We start from the raw sequence: 19414 nt of genomic DNA, 5'->3' as shown, positions 1-19414 counted from the left end.
CATTCCTCCTGCATTTAGACCGGTATGTATTTTTTGAAAAGCTTGCTTCCCTCTCCGTCGTACCCCAGACGCTCGTAGAAGCGGTGGGCATCCGTGCGGCAGCTCTTGCTGGACAGCATCACCTTTAGTGCACCCCTGGCTGCAGCAGCTTCCTCGGCGCATTTCATCATGGAGGCACCTATTCCCTTACCGCGCAGCTGCGGGGCAGTTACAACACGCTCTATGACCCCGAACGGGCGGTCACCGCTAAGCGCATCCATGCACAAGTGCAGATGTAACGTACCTGCTACCTCCCCGTCTTCTTCGTATACGATCAGCAGGCTGTCCGGATTATTGGCAATTTGACTAATTCTTTGCGGTGACACTTGGATATCTGTGTGCTCCGGCAGCAGAATCCGGTACAGCTTCTCTAAGCCGCAGGCATCCTCCGGTGTGGCTTCTCGTATCATTCACAATACTCCCTGTATTATAATTAACAACATTAATTAATATAGTTAATTCAATTAATTAATTGATTAAACGGCAAATCATCAGCACATTCCCGTCCGGATCTTTGAAATTAAACCAGTGATCATGTTCAATATCTGTAAGAATCTCTGCTCCACTGGCTTTGACATAATCAAAGGCAGCATCAATATCGTCGGTAAGCAGATGGAAGGACGGCACCTTCAGCACAGCCTCGGCTGTAAAAATTCTGCTGTCCAGCACGATTCCCGGACCCTGCATTGGCACGTCATACAGATGCCCGAACAAAATTTCACCGTCAAGCGGCAGTCCAAGCAAGCTGCAATACCAGTTTTTGGACCTTTCGATATCACTAACCGGGATGAAGACAGCGCCAACCTGATTCCTTATGGGACTTGTCACAGCAAGTAGAGCCTCCTCTAAAAGTACAGTAGTAGGTAGAGCCTTTAATCATTTCGATAAAATATGTCAATTTCCTGCCGCTTTGATGTCGGGAATATAAGTTATGCTATAATCTTGTCAGATCCTATCCAGATGTCAGGAGAATGAGACGTGGCTAACTTATCCTTTGGGTATCTCAGGCTGACCCCGCCCAAAATACTATCACTCGGGTTTATGGTGCTGATCGCTGCCGGTACCCTGCTTCTGTCTCTTCCGGCAGCCTCTATCAGCGGGAGAATTACTTTCATTGATGCGCTGTTTATGGCAACCTCAGCTACCTGCGTAACCGGACTTGCTGTCATCGACACCGGAACCCAGTTGACGACTTTTGGACAGGTCGTACTGCTTGTCTTGTTCCAGTTCGGCGGGCTTGGATTCGTGACAATGGCAACCCTGATTACACTAGTGTTGAACAAACGGATCTCGCTGAAAGAACGCTTGCTGCTGCAGGAGTCCATGAACCAGAATTCAATACAAGGTATCGTGAAGCTGATCCGCCGGGTGCTGATCTACTCGCTGGTGATTCAGCTGACCGGGGCCGTTCTGCTGGCCGCGAGATTTATGATGGACATGCCTTTTGGCAAAGCAGCGTATTACGGAGTATTCCATAGCATTTCAATCTTCAATAACGCGGGGTTTGATCTGTTCGGTGATGTTCATGGCCCCTTCAGCGGACTAACCCGTTATGTAGAGGACCCGATTGTAAATATCACCTCGATGCTGCTAATTTTCCTCGGAGGTATCGGCTTTATCGTATTATCCGACGTGATAGACTTTCCCAAGCGCAAGCGTCTGACACTCCATTCCAAAGTGGTGCTTACCACTTCTGCTGCACTCGTTCTCATCGGCGCGGCTATCTTCTTCTGGCTGGAGCTGAACGCTGCGCTGAAACCGCTGCATGCCGGAGGCAAGATTATGGCCTCCTTCCTTCAGGCCATAACGCCCCGCTCCGGCGGCGTGACGACCATTGAGATTCCGCTCCTGCGTGAATCCACACAATTCCTGATGATTCTGCTGATGTTTATCGGTGCAGCTCCGGGCTCCACCGGCGGCGGGATCAAGATCACCACCTTTGCGATTCTGGCCAGTACCGCTTACGCCAAGCTCCGGGGCAAGGATGATATTGTCATGTTCCGGCACCGGATCTCGAAAGAGAATGTCTACAGGGCAATTACAATAACCTTGCTGTCACTGATGCTGGTGCTGATCTCTACCATGCTTTTGTCGGTGACGGAGAGCGCGGACTTTCTGACTGTGCTGTTTGAGGCGGTGTCCGCTTTCGGAACTTCAGGTATCACTATGGGACTGACTACGGAGCTTACGTCAATCGGTAAGATACTGGTGATCATTCTGATGTTTGTCGGCCGGACAGGACCGCTTACACTTGCTTATGCACTCAAACCTAAGAACAGTAAGGAACTCTACCGGTACCCTGAAGGCAATATTACCATCGGCTAAACTCTGCGTTACCTGTGAAATGTGAAATGCGACCCTGTGCGGCAAAGTTATTCTGCCGGAACGGAGTCGCATTTTTTAATGAAAGGCTGTACATAGAAAGGCTATTGTATGACAAGGCTATCCGGAAAAGGTTCTAAGCTTCTTCCTCCGGAATCTCCTGAGTGTCGAGTGCCGCGTCCAGCAGCTGATTGTATACATCGTCATCATTCTCCAGCAGGGCATCCACCTCCAGGAACTGCTCCTCACTTCCCGGTTCACCGGCGAAGCTCAGGCTGTAATCCCATTCGGTTCCCCGTGAACTGAAGAAAGTGATCTCATAAGGGGAGCTGTGATTCTCCAGTGTAAACACCGTTCTCCCGACAAAACTTCTATCCTCTACGCGTTTCATTTCTGCCTTGGTGATTTCTAGGTTCATACTCTTTCCTTCCTTTCATCTGATCATGCCCACAATATTCAGTATAACATTGATATGTAAGCAATTCCTTTCCTTTTGCGCTGTAATTGACTTTTTTCATCCGGCGGTTAATAATTTAGTACAATGCTTATTCCGAGCTAAAAATATGGTAATGGAGGAAATTGCAATGACTCAAACAGAGCTTCAATCCAAGCTAAGTAAATATGCTGATCTGGCTGTGCAGATCGGTGTAAATGTTCAGCCGGGGCAAATCCTGGTCGTGAACGCTCCGATTTCTGCAGCCGAGTTCGTCCACCTGATTACCGCCAAAGCATATGCCATCGGCGCAAGCCAGGTCAAGGTTAACTGGAGTGACGAGTTCATTACGCGCCAGCAGTTCGAGCATGCTGCACCGGAAGTGTTCACCAAGGCTCCAACCTGGTACGCGGGTGAAGTAACCGAATTCGCCGAGAACGGCGCTGCATTTCTGAACGTTATTGCCGAGAATCCTGACGCGCTCAAAGGCATTGATCCTGAGCGGATTGCCAACTTCCAGAAGACCCGGGGGGCTGCACTTACGAAATACCGCGAAATGCAGATGTCCGACAAAGTCAGCTGGAGCATTGTAGCCATCCCGTCCCAGCCCTGGGCAGACAAGGTATTCCCTGACGTACCTGAAGAAGAGCGCGTAGATAAACTCTGGGAGGCAATCTTCCACACCGTACGCCTGGACCGCGAAGACCCTGTAGCCGCCTGGCAGGAGCATCTGGATACACTGGAGCAGAAAGCGGATGTTCTCAATGCAAAGAAATACAAAAGCCTGCATTACATAGCACCTGGAACCGACCTTAGTATTGAGCTGCCTGAAGGCCATCTATGGGCACAGGGCGACAGCATCAATGCTAAAGGTCATTCTTTTGTCGCCAACATGCCAACTGAAGAAGTGTTCACGGCTCCGAAGAAAACCGGCGTTAACGGTACTGTCAGAAGCACGAAGCCGCTCAGCTACGGCGGAAATATTATTGACGGCTTCTCGATTACCTTTGAACAGGGCCGGATTATCAGCGTAAAGGCCGAGCAAGGCCAGGAGGCCCTGGAATATCTGATCAGCCTGGATGAAGGCGCCAAGTACCTGGGTGAAGTCGCACTTGTGCCGCACAACTCGCCGATCTCCGACTCCAACATCCTTTATTTCAACACCTTGTTTGATGAGAATGCGTCTAACCATCTGGCAATCGGCACCGCATATGCCTTCTGCCTCGAAGGCGGCAAAGAAATGAATCAGGATGAGCTGATCGCCCATGGACTCAACACTAGTGTAACCCATGTCGATTTCATGATCGGCTCAGCAGAGATGGATATTTATGGTATCACGGCTGACGGTACGCGTGAGCCTGTATTCCTGAAGGGCAACTGGGCATTCTAATGCCTTTTCTACTCCATATTACAAAATAGAAGATAGTGAAGGGAGCTGAAATCATGCTGGATTTCAAGCAAAAGCTCGAAAATTACGCCCTGCTCGCTGTAAAGATCGGCGTCAACATTCAGCCCGGTCAAACGCTTGTAGTCAATGCGGATATCGTCTCCGCAGAGCTGGTACGGCTCATTGTACGCCAAGCCTATGAAGCAGGAGCGAAGCTGGTAAAGGTTAATTATACCGATGAGTTCGTCACACGGACACGTTATGATCTTGCTCCATCCGAGAGCTTCCTCGAGCCGCCGAAGTGGCAGGCCGATGAGCTGGAGGATCTCGCACGGAATGGCGCTGCGTTCCTGACCATTATCTCGGCTAATCCGGACTTGCTGAGCGGGGTAGAACCAAGCCGGATCTCTGATAACCAGAAGACCGCCGGCCAGGCCATGGCTCCTTACCGGGAGATGATGATGGCTAACCATGTCAGCTGGAGCGGCATCGCCTTCCCTTCTCCTTCATGGGCCGCCAAAGTATTCCCGGGCGCTGCGCCTGAGCAGCAGATTGAACTGCTATGGAATGCAATCTTCAAAGCTGTGCGCGCAGACCAGGAGAACCCCGTTGCAGCCTGGAGCAGCCATCTGGGCGGCCTCAAGCAGCGCTGCGATCTGCTGAACGCCAAGAAGTACCGCAAGCTTCATTACACAGCACCTGGCACCGATCTGACGATCGAGCTGCCTGAAGGCCATATCTGGTGTCAGGCCGGTGCGGTGAACAGCCGCGGCATGACCTTCCTGGCTAACATTCCGACCGAGGAAGTGTTCACAGCCCCGCTGAAGACCGGTGCTAGCGGCAAGGTCAGCAGCACCAAGCCGCTTAGCTACGGCGGCAACATCATCGACCGCTTTACCTTGACCCTGGAGGACGGCAAGGTCACAGACTTTACCGCAGAAGTCGGCCAGGAGGCCTTGGCTTCCCTGCTGGCTATGGATGAAGGGGCGGCATACTTCGGCGAAGTGGCCTTGGTGCCTTTCCACTCCCCGATCTCGGAGAGCGGTATTCTCTACTACACCACGCTGTATGACGAGAATGCTTCCTGTCACCTGGCGCTTGGTGCTGCTTATGCTTTCACATTGCAGGACGGCATCAATATGACCAAAGAACAGCTCGCTGAAAGAGGCATGAACCAGAGTCTGACACATGTAGACTTCATGATGGGTTCCCCGGAGATGAGCATCGACGGAATTGCCGATGACGGCTCTGTTGATCCGATCTTCCGTAACGGGGATTGGGCTTAAGCTTTTATTGTAGGTTGAGGATTGAGATTTGATGTTTGTTAATGAATTGTGGTGGCCCCGCCGTTCCCCATATGGGAGAATGGCGGGGTCTTTTTGTATATGAGAGCTAGCCCAAATTTGAAGATAGTTCAAAGAATATTCACAATATTGTTGAATTTAATTCACAAATATGTCACAATACAATTAAGGATAGTGTTTACAAGTCCCGCACCCAAAGTTATTACGAAGCTTCTGATGCCAGAACCTGTGAAGCGACTCTGGAAGTTTATGCTTACCAAACACTTAGGAGGGAATCCTGATGAAAGAATCTTTTAATCAAGAAGTGGATTCGACTGAACCGGAACGTCTGGAAGTCCAGGCCCCCAGAGACTTAAGTATTGTAGCCTCCGATGCAATCAAGTACACAGCCTATATCATGCTGCTGTTCGGGTTTTTGTATTTTCTGATTGCATACCTCGCCCCTATGCTATAAGGCTGCTTCAATATATACGCTTTCCCGTAAGCGCTTACGGCCGGTCTGTTCCTGCGGGAAATGGATTAGCCGTTTTATTTTGTAGACAGGGGTACAAAAAAATAGTCCCCGCTAATCTCGAGGACTACCATGATATGCTTATTTCCAGACTAACGCCTTGCTGATCCAGGCTATTGCTTCCGGTGTCCAGCTCCCGTCCATTCTCGAACGCAGCCACGCCACCGCCTCTTCTCTCATTCCTTCAAAAGTTTCGATTCCCGCATCATTCATCCAGTGGCCCGTTGTTTCAAAAGAGGTACTGTTCCACCCGTTCGGCTCACCGTCCGCATTCAGCCGTTGCTTAACTCCAGAGATTACAATATCCAGAGTGCCTTGAAGCTCGGTTACCGCGTTGTCAAAAGCCGTTTTCTTCTCTTTGGCCTTCATATCAGCCATAGAACGCAGCTGGCGTGTCTCTATGCCTTCGTGCTCCCGGATGATCTGCAATAACGTTAACGCTTCTCTGGTAGCAAGACCGCTGTCATACCGCTCCTCCAGGGAACGCGGACTGCCCGCCGCCGCCAGGTAAGCGGGAAGCCACTCACGGGATACCAGAACGGCTTTTTTCTTAATAAACTTACCGTATCCGGCCAACCCTTCTCCCGGAAATCTCACCCGCCAGCCCCAGGGGTCCAGCTCGGAACCGGTATGCCAGTTCTCCGCCAGGGTCAGCCCGTTCACAGAAGGATGCCCAGGGATCAACGAGGCCAGCGGTACGATCCCCAGCTTGGCCACAACTTCAGCCATCTCCTCAAATGTTGTAATACTCTCTAGGCTTTCTACACTACCCACTCATTCCGCCTCCTTGATGTAATTTCATTCAAGCTCATCTGCTCCCTCACCCATGCAGCGGATTCCGGCAATATAAGCGCGGATCAGCCGGGTAAGACTTACATTCAAGTCCAGCGGCATTCCGAAGCCGCCTTGATTCTCAAGGGCAGAGAACCCGTGCAGTATGCTGCGCAATCCCCGGACGGCGTGCAGGTTCCCTTCCTCATCCAGCCCAAAGCAGGACAGGACTTGAATAATCAGCGACAGAACCTTCCCGCCCGCAGCCTCCAGAGCGGTGTCTCCCTGCTCAGGTGCTCTCAATGTTGTTTCGTACAGCCCCGGATGTTGTCTGGCAAATCCGATGTAAGCCTGACTCAGCGCATGAACGGCCTGTTCGCCCCGTGCGCCTTCCGCTGCAGCTGACATGGCGTCATAGAGCTGCTCCAGCCCGTGAATCGCCAGCAGTGTCCGCAGACCCGCGAGTCCGTTAATGTGATTATACAACGACGGCGGGCGAACGCCCAGCTTGGCCGCCAGTGCAGCCAGCGTCACCTCCTGAACACCCTGTGCGTCTGCCAGCTCTGCTGCTGCCAGCACCAGAGTATGTGTGTCCAAACCGGCTCTAGCCATGCACTTTCCCTCCATTCACCAATAGCCTGCCCGCCTCTGCTGCCGCATGTTTCATGGCTTCTACCGGGTACCTCACCAGATTTCCGTGTCCTACAGCCAGTACTGAAGGCGCTAGATCAATTAGCTTATAGGCACTGGCCAGTGCCTGCTCCAGACTCCATGTCGCCATAGCCGGAAAAGGAAACAACGGTACCTTCTTGCCGGACACAGCGGTTGCCCGGAAGGTCTGGAACGCATCCCCTACAATTAGTGCGCCACTGCGCTGATCCCGGAAAGACATAGATCCCGGAGTATGCCCGGGCGTACTTATGGCCGTCAGTGAGCCGATGGTATCCCCTTCGTACAGCAGCACATCGGGCTTCGTTGCTATCTTGGCAGGTACACTGCCCTTAATCGGGGTCTGAAGCTCACCTGCCCTTAGCGAGCGGTCACCGGCCAGCAGCGCCGCATCGCGTTCCGAGATATAGACCTTGGCCCCAGGAACAAGCTTCTTGAGCGCATCCAGCGCCCCGACATGATCCATATGGCCATGGGTTAGCACGATCCGGGTAAGCGGCTTCTGAAGCCTGGCGGACTGTTGTAGGATACCTTGTAAACTATAAGGCATGCCTGCATCTATTAGAGTAAGCTCCTCTTTTTCTTCGACCAGATAACAGTTAACGGGAAATAAGCGCGGCAGCCAGGTTAGCTGGTGCAGATAACCTTCTTGAGTTACTCTCATAAGGATCCTCCTCAAAACTAATGTTATTAGTTAAATAATAAACTAATAACATTAGTTTTGCAAGAGGGAACTGTATTTTCTACATTTGTACTGAGAAAAACGAGGGTTATATCCCCGCTGACTACAGATTCTTCCTAGTTCTCCGAGTCCAGCATTTTGTCGGCATTTTTATTGGACCGCTTGATCATTAGCCACTGCAGCGCGGTAATTCCGAAGAAGAAAACAACGGCTCCAGCCACGGTACTCACTATGCTTTTGGACAGATTCATCGGATCACTATCCAACAGGTCATAGCTAAACATAAGAGAACCCCACACCACAGAACTGAGCAATCCGCCAATAAGATTCATTTTCTTGAAGCGTTTCACCTCCCCCGCCTTAGGCGGCAGCTGATAGAGTCCTGCACGGATTCCTCGAATAACGACATATAAACAAGCCGCCATCAAGATCAGAAAGGTATCCAGCCATAATTTTATATCCCAATTCAGTATAAATACTTTCACCGCGAGGCTAATCATCAGTCCTGCAAAACAAATCGCGAATCCATGCGAATTAAGCTTTTGAAACTCGGTAATGATCCGTTCATCCTTAATTCCCCGATGCTTCATTCTTCTTCCTCCCAGAAAATATCGTTAAGCGTTGTACCCAGCACTCTGCAAATGGCAATACACAATCGCATCGTCGGGTTGTAGTTTCCCGCTTCGATCAGACCGATGGTCTGTCTCGTTACCCCTACCGCATCTGCCAGCTGCTCCTGCGACAGGTCTTTCTGCACCCGCGCCAGCTTCAATTTGATGTTCTTATGCTCACCCACCCGGAATCCTCCTGGAATGATATGTATTTCCACTACATTGTAATCTATATCAACCATTATGTACATTATATATTGCATTCAGGGTATAAAATAAACACCATTCGCAAGGAATGGTGCCTATGGCTCCTGTAACTATTGTAATGCCTGTCCGTCAGCCGAAACGGCCCATAATATATTCCTGGGTCATCTGATTCTCCGGATTGCTGAAGACCTTCTCGGTCTTGTCATATTCCACAAGCGAGCCCAGATAGAAGTAGGCTGTATAATCCGAGATCCGCGCTGCCTGCTGCATGTTATGGGTAACGATTACGATCCGCAGCTCTTCCTTCAGTTCCTTAATCAGCTCCTCCACCTTGCCTGTCGATACAGGATCAAGTGCTGAAGCCGGCTCATCAAGCAGCAGGATCTGCGGGTTAACCGAAAGTGCCCTGGCAATACACAGACGCTGCTGCTGTCCGCCAGACAATGCCAGTGCAGAGTCCTTCAAGCGGTCTTTGACCTCATCCCACAGGGCGGCGCGGCGCAGGCTGCTCTCCACGATTTCATCCAGTGCTTTTTTGCCCTTAATTCCATGATACTTAGGACCAAAGGCGATATTGTCATAGATGGATTTGTAAAAAGGATTCGGCTTTTGCCAGACCATGCCGATTTTTTGGCGCAGCTTGATAACATCTGTTCCGGAAGCATTGATATCTATACCGTCAATCCAGATGCTGCCTTTGGTAGTCGAGCCGGAGATATCATCATTCATCCGGTTAAGGGAACGCAGAAAGGTTGATTTCCCGCAGCCGGAAGGGCCGATCAATGCTGTTACCGTATTCTGGGCGAAGGGAAGACTAATTCCTTTAACCGCCTCATAAGTGCCATAATAAATACTCAGATCCTCAGTTTGAAATGATTCGCGTACCACCGGTTCCGCTATGCCCATCTCTTACTCCTCCTAAAAGTTTGGTCAGCATCCGCTTTCTGAGTCTTCTACGCAAAACTCGCTTCAAAAGCGTAAACTCTCTTTGTCTTATTAGCCTAGTTCATTCTCTTGGAAGCGGTAAGCTTGCGATAGATGAATCTGCCGAAGAAACGGGCAGCCAGGTTGAAGATTAATACGGTCAGCACCAGCACTGCCGAAGCACCTGCTGCGATCTGCAGCGCATCCGGCGCCAGACCTTCGCTGTTGACCTTCCAGATATGAACCGCCAGTGTTTCTGCCGGACGGAACGGGTTAAGCGGTGAAGAAGGACTAAGCGGATTCCAGTTGCTGAAGTCCAGACGCGGACTGCTCATCCCCGCCGTGAACATCAATGCTGCCGCTTCACCGAAGACGCGTCCGGCGGACAGGATCGTTCCCGTAATGATCGTTGGCAGAGCTACCGGGAGCAGTACCGAAGTCACAATCTTCCACTTGGATAAACCAAGCGCGAAGCCCGCTTCCTTCTGCTGCTTAGGCACCGTGCGGAAAGCCTGCTCGGTGATACGAACCATCAGCGGAAGGTTGAAGAAGGTAAGCGCGAGTGCTCCCGAGATCAGGGAGAATCCGAGATTGAAGGTATTGACGATCAATAAGAGACCGAATAGACCGACGATGATGGACGGGAAGGAAGATAACACTTCCACAACCAGACGGATGAAGTTAGTCAGTCTGCCGGGACGGGCATATTCTGCCATGAAGATCCCCGCTCCAAGTCCAAGCGGTATAGTAATAATCAGGGTCAGCACCAGCAGGAACAGGGAGTTGAAGAGCTGAGGTCCTACCCCGCCTCCTGCACGGATCTTCTGTGGTGCCGAAGTCAGGAAGTCCCAGCTGATATGACTCATCCCGCGGATGAGGATATATCCAAGCAGGCCAACCAGAATAGCTACGATAAGCAAAGCGAACGTTACAATGATAGCAGTGGCAATTTTGTCTGCTGTTCTCGGCTTCAAATTTTATTTCTCCTTTCGAGCATTCTAACAAGCAGTACGAATACAAATGTCATCAGCATAAGCACGAGAGCCATGCTCCATAGCGCATTGTTCTGCGGTGAACCCATCGTCGTGTTCCCCATACCCAGCGTAATAACACTGGTCAGAGTAGACGCGGATTCGAACAGCGAACGCGGCACAAAAGGCGCATTACCGATAACCATCTGTACAGCAAGTGCTTCACCGAATGCACGGGCCATCCCCAGTACCACCCCCGTCATAATAGCCGGGAAGGTCGTCGGGAGAATGACACGGGAGATCGTCTGCCAGCGAGTGGCACCGAGCGCAAATGAGGATTCTTTCAAGTTTTGCGGCAAAGAAGCAAGCGCGTCTGCAGCCACGCTGGTAATGGTCGGCAGGATCATCACCGACAGCACTAGCGCGCCTGCAGCAACCCCGATGCCCTGTCCGGGCAATGTATTCCGCAAAAAAGGTACAATGACACTTAAGCCAACGAACCCGTATACGACAGACGGAATACCTGACAACAGCTCGATAACCGGCTGCAGCAGTTTTTTGCCCCAACCAGGGACGATTTCAGTCATAAATAATGCGGCACAGATGCTAAGCGGACTTGCGATAAGCGCGGCAAGCAGTGTTACCAGGAAGGAACCGGCTATAAACGGAAAAGCTCCATAAGAAGGCGTATCCGCTTCAGGCGACCACTTCGTGCCGAACAGGAAATCGGAAACCTTAACCTCCCCGCTTACAAAGTTCGCAATTCCTTTAGAGGCTACGAAATAAACCATCGATACAATGATTACAATCAATAGCAGTACACAAAAGGACATATAAGCGCGTCCGATAAAATTCTCTATATGATGTTTTTCAAACCGCGTTTTCTTTGGTTTTACCCTCAAGATGCTCCCTCTTTCTAAAGTGAAAAGAGAGGCAGAAGAAATCCGCCTCTAATCACATGAAGTTCTAATGGATGATACCTGTGAATGAATCTGTAGTACTTACTTAGGTGTTACAGTTCCTGCTACATCGCGGGATACCTGCATCTGCGAAGCCGGAATGTAACCAAGCTCTACTACATCTCCTGTCTGTACTTCATCAGTCATCATGAAGTCCAGGAAAGCTTTTACTGTTTCATTCGGCTCACCGTTAGTGTACATGTGCTCGTAAGCCCATACCGGATATTTACCGGCAATTACGTTGTCTACAGAAGGTTCAACACCGTCATAGCTCAAGGTTTTAACGGAATCATCCAGGTAGGACAGAGCCAGATAACCGATAGCTCCCGGTGTTTCACCGATAATTTTCTTAACAGTACCGGAAGAATCCTCTTGAATCGATCCTGGAAGATCATCCGTTTTGGTGCCAAGCGCGAAGCTCTCGAAGGTTGCGCGTGTACCTGAGCTTGCAGGACGGTTGATGATCTGAATCGCCTGGTCAGCACCGCCGACTTCGCTCCAGTTCTTGATTTTGCCAGTGAAGATGTCAACCAGCTGCTGCTTAGTCAGTGTATCTACACCTGCATCCGGATTGCTTACTGCTGCGATAGCTACAACAGCTACCTGATGATCAACGAGTGCTGCCGCTTTTTCAGCATCAGCATCTTTCAATTTCTCTTCTGCGAAGACGTCGGAGTTACCGATATCCACTTGCTTCTCAGCAACTTGTGTCAAGCCTGTTCCGCTTCCGCCGCCTTGAACCTGAATATCGACGCCTGCATTAGCATCCATAAATTTCTCTGCTGCCTGCTCTACGAGCGGCTGCAGTGCTGTGGAGCCCGAAGCCAGAATAGATCCGCTTAATTCGGCGCCGCTGCTGTTTTGTGTATTTGTTGCAGCTGCATTGCCTCCGTTATTGGTTGCCGCATTATTTCCCCCGTTGCCACATGCCGAAAGTGCTACTACGCTTGTTAAAGCCAAAGCCATGATCCAAGATTTTCTGAATTGCATTGTTTTTTTTCCTCCTAAAGGTTTTGTGAGTGTCTGCTTCATTGGTCTGCTTCGTACAAAACTCACTTTGGAAGCATTTCTGTGCTCATGTCAGCTTCTCTTCTGACTCTTCTTATTCTAGGGCTCGTTCGTTATGTAAAAGTACTGAGTTTGTAAAGCGGAAGATAAAAGTTATAATAGATTTTGAATAATGCCATAGATATAATCTATATATAAGCAACAATCGCTAATTTATCGCCATCTAACCGGAGGAATCAGCATGAATCTTGTGAAATTACAAATCGTAGTCCTGATTGAAAAATATAAAAAGGTAACGGACGTAGCCGCCGAGATGGGGCTTAAGCAGCCGACCGTTTCCTTCCATATGAAGAGTCTCGAGAGTGAGCTTGGCGCTTCACTGTTCCAGTTCCGGAGCGGCCGGGTGCTGCTGACCGATGCCGGACGGGCCCTGTATCAATATGCTGTGCGGATTGTATCGCTGACGGCAGAAGCAGAGCGGACAGTTAAGCAGTTCACCTCTCTGGCGTCGGGGAATCTGGAGCTAACAGCAAGCGACATCCCCGGTAATTATCTTGTGCCTAAACTGCTGTCCCAATTCACTGGCCTGCATGATGGAATTGATGTGTTCCTGTCCATATTGCCGGATGATGCCGTCAGGGAGCGTCTGCGGAGCCGTGAGATTCAGCTGGCCGTGCTGCACAGTGCGGACGGACAGGATGATTCCTTCCATACTCAAGTGATTGCCAGAGATGAAACGGTGCTGGTTTTTGCGCCTGGACATCCTTTTGCCGGAGCGGAGGAAATTACGGTAGAAGCGGCAGCACGAGAGCCCTGGGTGCAGCATGAAGCCGCCTCCTTCCTGCGCGGAATCTCCGACAAGTGGACGCAGCTCAATCATGTGAAAGTGTGGAACCATGCCGTACTCGGCTCGCCGGAGGCGGTCAAACGTATGATTAGCGGCGGCGGGATGGTCGGAGTATTCTCCAAATCAGGGATTGAGGCCGAGGTGGCGGCCGGAAGTCTGGCCTATGCCCCGCTGCCGGGACTTCATCCCGGAGATGGTGCATTTGTGCTGGCCTGGCGCAAAGACTACACCCTCTCCCCGTTACAGAAGGCTTTTGCCGGAATGGCAGGTGGTGGCAATTTACAGGAGGAGGACCAGCGCGAAGATCCGGTACCCAGTAAATAGTTGGACTTCCGGGCGGCGGATGTCATCGCAGGAATATCCAGATTATCCGCAATCCTGAGCAGGAATCCGGTAACTTTATATAAAATCCTGCCCATAATACAACATTTCCCTCATTATATTGACCCTAAACTAAAATTTTGTAAAAAAGGCAACATTTCATCTTTTCCAAGCGGCTTAGCAGGATTATTCTTGTAATTCATACAACAATCCTTCTGAACACCTGGCTACCCATACATCAAAGTTGTAAAACATACAACACTTATGTCTACAGTGCGGCTTTATTTACATTTACATAACAAAACGGTATCCCTTAGCGCACGAACGTAACCGCGCTTCAAGAGATACCGTTTATATGACTTCTTAGGTTTCACACTATAAATTACTGCTATTTCCCGCTGAAACGGCTTTGCTGTCTTTAAAAAGGACTGCAAAGCCGTTTCCACTTCGTTGATTATCTTTTCTCTGCCACCAGAGTGAAGGTCTTGGGAATTCCCTTATCATATACATCCGACGACAGGTTCGGCTCTTCCACCAGCTCCTGAATAACAAGCCCGCTGGCCGCAGCAGCGGTTACAATCTCGCCGAGTGTCCAGCGCCGCCAGTAGACAACATTAGGTCTGTCTGCCCCCGCTGCTTCTCCGGAAGAAGGCATATACTTGGAGTAGGACACCTGCTTCTCTTCCAGTGCCGTATCGAAATAATCACCGCTCACTTTGTGCTTGCGCACCTTGGCGGTTGAACCCTTGGAGGAGATCAGCTTGGTCGTTACCGGGTGGAAATCGCGCAATACGAACTTCCCGCCGGGTGCCAGCAGCCGGTATGCGGTAGTCATAAACGGAGCCAGGTCGGTGAAATAGTGGACAATTCCCATCTCCGCAAACACCAGGTCATACGAGCCGTCCAGTTCTGCTTCAGGCAGTCCCAGCACATCTGAGACGATATAATTCAGCTTCACTCCAGCTTCCTGCGCCAGTTCAGCAGCATAACGCCCATTCGCCTCCGAGAAATCGGCAACGGTGACTTCCGCCCCCAGCAGGCCGAGTGCTACCGCCTTCATGCCGTTCGAACCCATCAGGTTCATAATCTTACGGCCCTTCACATCGCCCATATATGCATTCAGCGGGAACAGCCTCCCTGCCGGATCTTTGGCCAGCCTCTCTGCTGCCTCGGCTGGTGATCCGAACCGGCTTGTCCATGCCGCATAGGTATCCTCATTCCACAACTCCTCACTGGAAGGAGCGGCCCCGCCGTTTAGACCTGACGGTTCGTTCTGATCATGTTCATTCATTACGTTCGTTACCCCTTTATATATGTTCTGTGAAAATCATGTCATCGCTCGACCTTTCTAACGCATTATGACGCATTCGGCAGAGCCTCCTGAAGCTTAAGCGCCTTCCTGCGTCCGGAATACAGATAGACCCCGAGGCCGGCCATGACCAGCACGCCTCCTGCCCATTGTAAACCGCTCAGCTGTTCACCCAGCAACAGGAACGCAAGAATGCTCGCGCCGACAGGCTCTCCCAGAATATTCATCGAGACTGTAGTCGCAGATGCATACTGCAGCAGCCAATTAAACAGAATATGGCCGAATACGGTTGGCACTACCGCCAGCAGGACAAAGATGCCCCATTCCCGGGCCGGATAAGCGAAGAAAGGTGTACTTGTTACCAGATTATAAACAGCAAACACAACGGCCGCAGAGATGAATACAATCAGGCTGTACAAATAGGAAGGCATACGCGCCACCAGCTTCTGACCGATTAGTAAATGTGCGGCTACAGCTACGGTTCCGCCAACCGACAGCATGTCACCCTTCAGGTTCTCGGCGGACAGCCCGATATCACCCCAGCCGATAAAGACAACCCCAAAGATTGCAATAGCCATACCCAGCATAGCAGAGGCGCTGTTTCGCTCTTTATACAGTATGTACGCACCGAGCATAATGAATAACGGTTCCAAAGCCATGATCATCGTCGAGCTGGCCACTGACGTGTAATTCAGCGAACCCATCCAGAGCAGGAAATGAAGGGCCAGCATCACACCGGAAACGCCCAGCAGCAGCCAATCCTTCAGGCGCAGAGCCCAAGCGGCTCCGCTGTAACGGCGGGCGAACGGCAGCATTAGCAGCGAGGTGAACAGCAGCCGGTACATCCCCTGAACCGACACTGGAGCAGACGACCATTTAATGAAGATAGAAGAAAAGGATATGGCCACAATTCCGATCACCATCAGCAGCGGTACGGGAACGGGCGGTTTTTTGGGAATCATACGTAGTCGCCCCTTCGTGTTTGGTAAGACTCATTATGTTAATTTAACGCAAATTGCAGAAAAAAGCAGCATTTTTCAATAAAAGAGACATAGAATCCGTCTTTCAGCGGGTTCCATGCCTCATATGAGCCTTTACCAGTGCTAATAAGCATCTGTATCTATGGCTTAAGCACAACCTTGATACAGTCCTCTTCCTTCTCCTGGAATACCTGGTACCCATGCTCCGCTCGACTGATCGGCAGGCGGTGGGTGATGATATCTGTGGGATCGAACTTATTCTCCTTAATCATCTTGTAGAGGGCCGGCATATAATGAATGACCGGAGCCTGTCCCATCTTCAGCGTAATATTGCGTTCAAACAGATGACCGAGCGGGAACATATTATAGTTCAGCCCATACACCCCTACAAGCTGAATTGTACCGAACTTGCGGACCACCTCTGATGCGATACGGAACGCCCCTAGTGAACCGCCCTGCAGCATCAAGGCTGTTTCTACCTTTTCTACAACCGTCTTCTTGGCGTCGAGACCTACACAATCAATGACCACATCGGCACCGCCGCGGGTGATCTCCTTCAAGTGCTTCTCAAAATCCTTTATTTCCTCAAAATTTAATATCTCCACGTTATTCGTCAGCTTCGCATGCTGCAGCCTGTATGGGATATGGTCGACGGCAATGACCCGGGACGCGCCTTTCATCCAGGCGAATTTCTGAGTCAGCAGCCCCACTGGCCCGCATCCGAGCACAATTACGGTATCTCCGGGCTTCACGCCGGCATTCTCAACCCCCCACCAGGCGGTCGGTACAATGTCCGAGAGGAACAGCAGCTTCTCGTCTTCCATTTCAGCATCCTCCGGAACGACAAAGGGGCCGAAATTGCCGTACGGTACACGCAGCAGCTCGGCCTGCCCTCCGGCGAAGCCGCCGTAAGTATCTGAATAGCCCAGATAGCCGCCGGTATCCTTGGCTTCATTCGCGTGGTCACATTGGCTCTCCATCTCGTGCTGGCAGAAGAAGCATTGCCCGCAGGCTACATTAAAAGGGATAATGACACGGTCACCCTTCTTGACCTTGGTAACCTCCGGTCCCACATCTTCCACAATTCCCATAGGCTCATGGCCGATAATGTAATCATCATGCATGCCGGGGATTTCGCCATTATAGATATGCAGATCCGATCCGCAAATGGCGGTTGAGGTAATGCGGACAATGATATCATCCTTCTTCTCAAGCCGCGCATCAGCGACTTCCTTAACCTCGACTTTCTTCTTGCCTTGATAGGTTACTGCCTTCATGTTGAGAGTCACTCCTTCAGAAGTAGGGTATGGACATAACAGGCTGTAAAATCACGCTATACTATGTTATAACCCCAAATCCTCCGAATTTATCCGTGCAGCAGCGGAGAATACATCATCAGTGCGTGATTCTCGGCGACAGCCTCATCACCCGCGAGCTCCCCTGTATGGGTAAGCACCCTGCGTCGGATAGCGTTACTGCGTACATATCCTCCCCACGGTTCCAGGCTGATCACATGGCCGTCTTCATAGACCTCATAATTGTAGAGCTGCCGGCTGTCACAACGCCATTCCCCGTGCAGATGGGTATCATCCAGATGAAGCTTCAGCTGGTAGGTGTACTCCGTATCATTCCTAAGCTGCAAATCCAGATAGTTATAGGAACAGGTAGCCCCGCTGCCAAAAGGCTGTGTCCGCTGCTCATCCGGAAAAACATCATAGCTGTGCCGGTGCCGCTCAGTAACCGTGAGGGGTGTATGCAGCGCCATCCAGTAGATCAGATTCGACAACTGGCAGAGTCCGCCTCCCGTTCCGGACCGGAAACCGCCATAATGCAGAACCATTCCATCCAGATAACCCTTCCTGCGGGTCGGCTTGCCGATACTCCGCCAATAGGAGAACGTCTCGCCGGGACGGATGACCAGTCCGTCAAGCTTGACAACAGCCAAGCGCAAATTCGTTATTTTATTATACTGCAGCTGCATATCGACATTACGCAGGCTCCGCAGCAGAGGTGTGGCATGGCTGGCCGCCGCATAAGTCAGAGCTTCCGGGTGAAGTTCCTTGGCGAGCCTGTCCCGTGCTGTGATCCATTGCCAATATCTTTTCCAGATAAAATAGCGCTTGCCGGCAAATAATCTCAGCCTGGAGCGGCGGATGGGCTTCATTGCGGTAATTACCGGATTCATCGGAAGGTGACTTCCTGTTCTGAGCGCAGCACAGCAAATCCGGAGCCAAGCGCATCATTATGCTGCTTCACGATTTCTTCACCCGTGAGAGGGTTATCATCGAAGGTACTATGTGCATCCTTGACCAGGACGCTGGAATACCCAAGGCTATGTGCGCGTCTGCTGGTGGCATTTACACAGTAATCCGTCTGCATCCCGCAGATAACCAGTTCGGTCACCCCAAGCTGTTCAAGCTCTTCCTGAAGCCCGGTGAGATGGAAGGAATCCGGAGTTGTCTTCTCGATTACCTTCTCCCCTGCCTGCGGTGCAATGCGGCTGCTGATCTCCCAGGTAGGGGTCCCCTTCACAAATTCCCCCTCTTCTTCAGTATGCTGGATGTAAATCACCGGAATCCCGGCTAAGCGGGACTTGTCCAGCAGTGAGCTGATCCGCTCCAGAACACCTTCTTCGTCATACAGCTTCATATCAGGATAAGCAAACATTGCCTCTTGAACATCAATGATCAGTAATGCGGCTGACATCATCAATTTTCATCCCCTCCTCCATATGCTATAACCATGGCGTATAGGCACTAATACTCCCTATTATTATAACTGATAATTCACTCTGGAAGCTTATCCGAGATCACCAGGATAAAGGTAGCTACTGGTCCCAGCAGCAATGACAGCAGAAACCAGTTTAATCCGCTCCGGTTTTTCCCCTGGGCAATTCCCGCATTAATCAGTGCCAAGGTTCCCCAGCCTGCGTAGTATCCGTTCTCCATTTCAATTCCCCCTCGTGCTTGATCATCCATCAAGTATATTACGCCTGGAAGGGGTGATTCTCCTCCGCTTGTTACAGAAATCCTAATAATTACATTAAAAGGAATTGGATGTGGTCACCCCGAAGGAAGAGCCGGTGGACCGGGGACTACACCAAAAAGACCGGACCTCCGCATCGCAGAGGTTCGGTCTTCATTCAATATATAATGCGCA

At 50.8% G+C, this 19414-nt stretch carries 23 protein-coding genes; 5 read left to right on the top strand and 18 right to left on the bottom strand.

The genetic code is table 11. The annotated features are described in order from the left end of the window. Positions 1 to 14 precede the first annotated feature (14 nt). Entirely contained in the window at positions 15 to 449 is a 435-nt protein-coding gene (locus MKZ24_RS20270; protein WP_340785830.1) for a GNAT family N-acetyltransferase, read from the bottom strand. A 58-nt stretch (positions 450 to 507) separates the two neighbouring features. Next, entirely contained in the window at positions 508 to 867 is a 360-nt protein-coding gene (locus MKZ24_RS20265) for a VOC family protein (RefSeq protein ID WP_340785828.1), read from the bottom strand. A gap of 150 nt (positions 868 to 1017) precedes the next feature. Here MKZ24_RS20265 and MKZ24_RS20260 point away from each other — a divergent pair, with 150 nt between their 5' ends. Continuing rightward, positions 1018 to 2364 (top strand): TrkH family potassium uptake protein, encoded by a 1347-nt coding sequence (locus MKZ24_RS20260; protein WP_340785826.1) that lies wholly within the window; start codon positions 1018 to 1020, stop codon positions 2362 to 2364. Positions 2365 to 2497: 133 nt separating this feature from the next. Here the strand turns inward: MKZ24_RS20260 and MKZ24_RS20255 are convergent, their stop codons facing one another. Continuing rightward, positions 2498 to 2779, bottom strand: a complete 282-nt coding sequence (locus MKZ24_RS20255; protein WP_039298880.1) for a hypothetical protein — start codon at positions 2777 to 2779, stop codon at positions 2498 to 2500. Between the two features lie 166 nt (positions 2780 to 2945). Between MKZ24_RS20255 and MKZ24_RS20250 the strand changes: the two genes are divergently transcribed. The 3 genes from MKZ24_RS20250 (at position 2946) to MKZ24_RS20240 (ending at position 5939) form a co-directional block, all read left to right on the top strand. Continuing rightward, positions 2946 to 4184: an aminopeptidase gene (locus MKZ24_RS20250; protein ID WP_340785823.1), complete on the top strand. Its 1239-nt coding sequence runs from the start codon at positions 2946 to 2948 to the stop codon at positions 4182 to 4184. A gap of 53 nt (positions 4185 to 4237) precedes the next feature. Further along, positions 4238 to 5467 (top strand): aminopeptidase, encoded by a 1230-nt coding sequence (locus MKZ24_RS20245; protein ID WP_340785821.1) that lies wholly within the window; start codon positions 4238 to 4240, stop codon positions 5465 to 5467. 298 nt (positions 5468 to 5765) lie between these two features. Continuing rightward, the gene (locus MKZ24_RS20240) at positions 5766 to 5939 is read left to right on the top strand and encodes a hypothetical protein (RefSeq protein WP_340785820.1); all 174 of its coding nucleotides are present in this window, start codon (positions 5766 to 5768) and stop codon (positions 5937 to 5939) included. Positions 5940 to 6077: 138 nt separating this feature from the next. Here the strand turns inward: MKZ24_RS20240 and MKZ24_RS20235 are convergent, their stop codons facing one another. From MKZ24_RS20235 to MKZ24_RS20195, 9 genes are all read right to left on the bottom strand, one after another. After that, positions 6078 to 6770 carry an AlkZ-related protein gene (locus tag MKZ24_RS20235; RefSeq protein WP_340785819.1) on the bottom strand — a complete coding sequence of 231 codons (693 nt, stop codon included), beginning with the start codon at positions 6768 to 6770 and terminating at the stop codon, positions 6078 to 6080. Between the two features lie 24 nt (positions 6771 to 6794). Then, entirely contained in the window at positions 6795 to 7379 is a 585-nt protein-coding gene (locus MKZ24_RS20230; RefSeq protein ID WP_042236728.1) for a TetR/AcrR family transcriptional regulator, read from the bottom strand. Beyond that, positions 7372 to 8100 carry an MBL fold metallo-hydrolase gene (locus MKZ24_RS20225; RefSeq protein WP_340785816.1) on the bottom strand — a complete coding sequence of 243 codons (729 nt, stop codon included), beginning with the start codon at positions 8098 to 8100 and terminating at the stop codon, positions 7372 to 7374. Before MKZ24_RS20225 ends, MKZ24_RS20230 begins: the two co-directional genes overlap by 8 nt. Positions 8101 to 8234: 134 nt before the next feature. Continuing rightward, positions 8235 to 8708, bottom strand: a complete 474-nt coding sequence (locus tag MKZ24_RS20220; RefSeq protein ID WP_340785814.1) for a DUF6773 family protein — start codon at positions 8706 to 8708, stop codon at positions 8235 to 8237. Next, positions 8705 to 8914: a helix-turn-helix transcriptional regulator gene (locus MKZ24_RS20215; protein WP_042236731.1), complete on the bottom strand. Its 210-nt coding sequence runs from the start codon at positions 8912 to 8914 to the stop codon at positions 8705 to 8707. The genes MKZ24_RS20220 and MKZ24_RS20215 overlap by 4 nt, the downstream gene beginning before the upstream one ends. A 151-nt stretch (positions 8915 to 9065) precedes the next feature. Further along, complete coding sequence (pstB, locus tag MKZ24_RS20210) at positions 9066 to 9842, bottom strand: phosphate ABC transporter ATP-binding protein PstB (protein ID WP_042236732.1); 777 nt, start codon at positions 9840 to 9842, stop codon at positions 9066 to 9068. A gap of 95 nt (positions 9843 to 9937) precedes the next feature. Further along, entirely contained in the window at positions 9938 to 10834 is an 897-nt protein-coding gene (gene pstA, locus MKZ24_RS20205; protein ID WP_039298906.1) for a phosphate ABC transporter permease PstA, read from the bottom strand. Next, positions 10831 to 11733, bottom strand: a complete 903-nt coding sequence (pstC, locus tag MKZ24_RS20200) for a phosphate ABC transporter permease subunit PstC (RefSeq protein ID WP_039298909.1) — start codon at positions 11731 to 11733, stop codon at positions 10831 to 10833. The genes pstA and pstC overlap by 4 nt, the downstream gene beginning before the upstream one ends. 99 nt (positions 11734 to 11832) lie before the next feature. Next, entirely contained in the window at positions 11833 to 12780 is a 948-nt protein-coding gene (locus tag MKZ24_RS20195) for a phosphate ABC transporter substrate-binding protein PstS family protein (RefSeq protein WP_039298912.1), read from the bottom strand. A gap of 259 nt (positions 12781 to 13039) precedes the next feature. Here MKZ24_RS20195 and MKZ24_RS20190 point away from each other — a divergent pair, with 259 nt between their 5' ends. Continuing rightward, positions 13040 to 13969: a LysR family transcriptional regulator gene (locus MKZ24_RS20190; RefSeq protein WP_340785808.1), complete on the top strand. Its 930-nt coding sequence runs from the start codon at positions 13040 to 13042 to the stop codon at positions 13967 to 13969. Positions 13970 to 14420: 451 nt separating this feature from the next. On the opposite strand, the gene MKZ24_RS20185 is transcribed toward MKZ24_RS20190, so the two are convergent. From MKZ24_RS20185 to MKZ24_RS20160, 6 genes are all read right to left on the bottom strand, one after another. Then, positions 14421 to 15257: a class I SAM-dependent methyltransferase gene (locus MKZ24_RS20185; protein ID WP_042236733.1), complete on the bottom strand. Its 837-nt coding sequence runs from the start codon at positions 15255 to 15257 to the stop codon at positions 14421 to 14423. 65 nt (positions 15258 to 15322) lie between these two features. After that, positions 15323 to 16237: a DMT family transporter gene (locus MKZ24_RS20180; protein WP_042236736.1), complete on the bottom strand. Its 915-nt coding sequence runs from the start codon at positions 16235 to 16237 to the stop codon at positions 15323 to 15325. Positions 16238 to 16395: 158 nt separating this feature from the next. Next, positions 16396 to 17532 (bottom strand): zinc-dependent alcohol dehydrogenase, encoded by a 1137-nt coding sequence (locus tag MKZ24_RS20175; RefSeq protein WP_042236738.1) that lies wholly within the window; start codon positions 17530 to 17532, stop codon positions 16396 to 16398. Between the two features lie 89 nt (positions 17533 to 17621). Beyond that, positions 17622 to 18440, bottom strand: coding sequence for a VanW family protein (locus tag MKZ24_RS20170; RefSeq protein WP_340785805.1), 819 nt, complete (start codon positions 18438 to 18440; stop codon positions 17622 to 17624). After that, the gene (locus tag MKZ24_RS20165; RefSeq protein ID WP_340790193.1) at positions 18437 to 18964 is read right to left on the bottom strand and encodes a cysteine hydrolase family protein; all 528 of its coding nucleotides are present in this window, start codon (positions 18962 to 18964) and stop codon (positions 18437 to 18439) included. The genes MKZ24_RS20170 and MKZ24_RS20165 overlap by 4 nt, the downstream gene beginning before the upstream one ends. A 77-nt stretch (positions 18965 to 19041) precedes the next feature. After that, entirely contained in the window at positions 19042 to 19203 is a 162-nt protein-coding gene (locus MKZ24_RS20160) for a hypothetical protein (RefSeq protein WP_340785803.1), read from the bottom strand. Positions 19204 to 19414 lie beyond the last annotated feature (211 nt).

The organism is Paenibacillus sp. FSL R7-0297 (assembly GCF_038009025.1).
Taxonomy (GTDB): Bacteria; Bacillota; Bacilli; order Paenibacillales; family Paenibacillaceae; genus Paenibacillus_AQ.
This window is presented reverse-complemented; position numbering and strand designations above follow the sequence as displayed.

Bases quoted from the DNA above. Each gene is read 5' to 3' on its own strand.
- MKZ24_RS20190 (WP_340785808.1), top strand. From the start codon at position 13,040: ATGAATCTTGTGAAATTACAAATCGTAGTCCTGATTGAAAAATATAAA.
- MKZ24_RS20230 (WP_042236728.1), bottom strand. From the start codon at position 7,379: ATGGCTAGAGCCGGTTTGGACACACATACTCTGGTGCTGGCAGCAGCA.
- MKZ24_RS20240 (WP_340785820.1), top strand. From the start codon at position 5,766: ATGAAAGAATCTTTTAATCAAGAAGTGGATTCGACTGAACCGGAACGT.
- MKZ24_RS20225 (WP_340785816.1), bottom strand. From the start codon at position 8,100: ATGAGAGTAACTCAAGAAGGTTATCTGCACCAGCTAACCTGGCTGCCG.
- MKZ24_RS20180 (WP_042236736.1), bottom strand. From the start codon at position 16,237: ATGATTCCCAAAAAACCGCCCGTTCCCGTACCGCTGCTGATGGTGATC.
- MKZ24_RS20245 (WP_340785821.1), top strand. From the start codon at position 4,238: ATGCTGGATTTCAAGCAAAAGCTCGAAAATTACGCCCTGCTCGCTGTA.
- MKZ24_RS20175 (WP_042236738.1), bottom strand. From the start codon at position 17,532: ATGAAGGCAGTAACCTATCAAGGCAAGAAGAAAGTCGAGGTTAAGGAA.
- MKZ24_RS20160 (WP_340785803.1), bottom strand. From the start codon at position 19,203: ATGGAGAACGGATACTACGCAGGCTGGGGAACCTTGGCACTGATTAAT.
- MKZ24_RS20170 (WP_340785805.1), bottom strand. From the start codon at position 18,440: ATGAATCCGGTAATTACCGCAATGAAGCCCATCCGCCGCTCCAGGCTG.
- MKZ24_RS20270 (WP_340785830.1), bottom strand. From the start codon at position 449: ATGATACGAGAAGCCACACCGGAGGATGCCTGCGGCTTAGAGAAGCTG.
- MKZ24_RS20250 (WP_340785823.1), top strand. From the start codon at position 2,946: ATGACTCAAACAGAGCTTCAATCCAAGCTAAGTAAATATGCTGATCTG.
- MKZ24_RS20220 (WP_340785814.1), bottom strand. From the start codon at position 8,708: ATGAAGCATCGGGGAATTAAGGATGAACGGATCATTACCGAGTTTCAA.
- MKZ24_RS20255 (WP_039298880.1), bottom strand. From the start codon at position 2,779: ATGAACCTAGAAATCACCAAGGCAGAAATGAAACGCGTAGAGGATAGA.
- pstB (WP_042236732.1), bottom strand. From the start codon at position 9,842: ATGGGCATAGCGGAACCGGTGGTACGCGAATCATTTCAAACTGAGGAT.
- MKZ24_RS20165 (WP_340790193.1), bottom strand. From the start codon at position 18,964: ATGATGTCAGCCGCATTACTGATCATTGATGTTCAAGAGGCAATGTTT.
- MKZ24_RS20195 (WP_039298912.1), bottom strand. From the start codon at position 12,780: ATGCAATTCAGAAAATCTTGGATCATGGCTTTGGCTTTAACAAGCGTA.
- MKZ24_RS20185 (WP_042236733.1), bottom strand. From the start codon at position 15,257: ATGAATGAACATGATCAGAACGAACCGTCAGGTCTAAACGGCGGGGCC.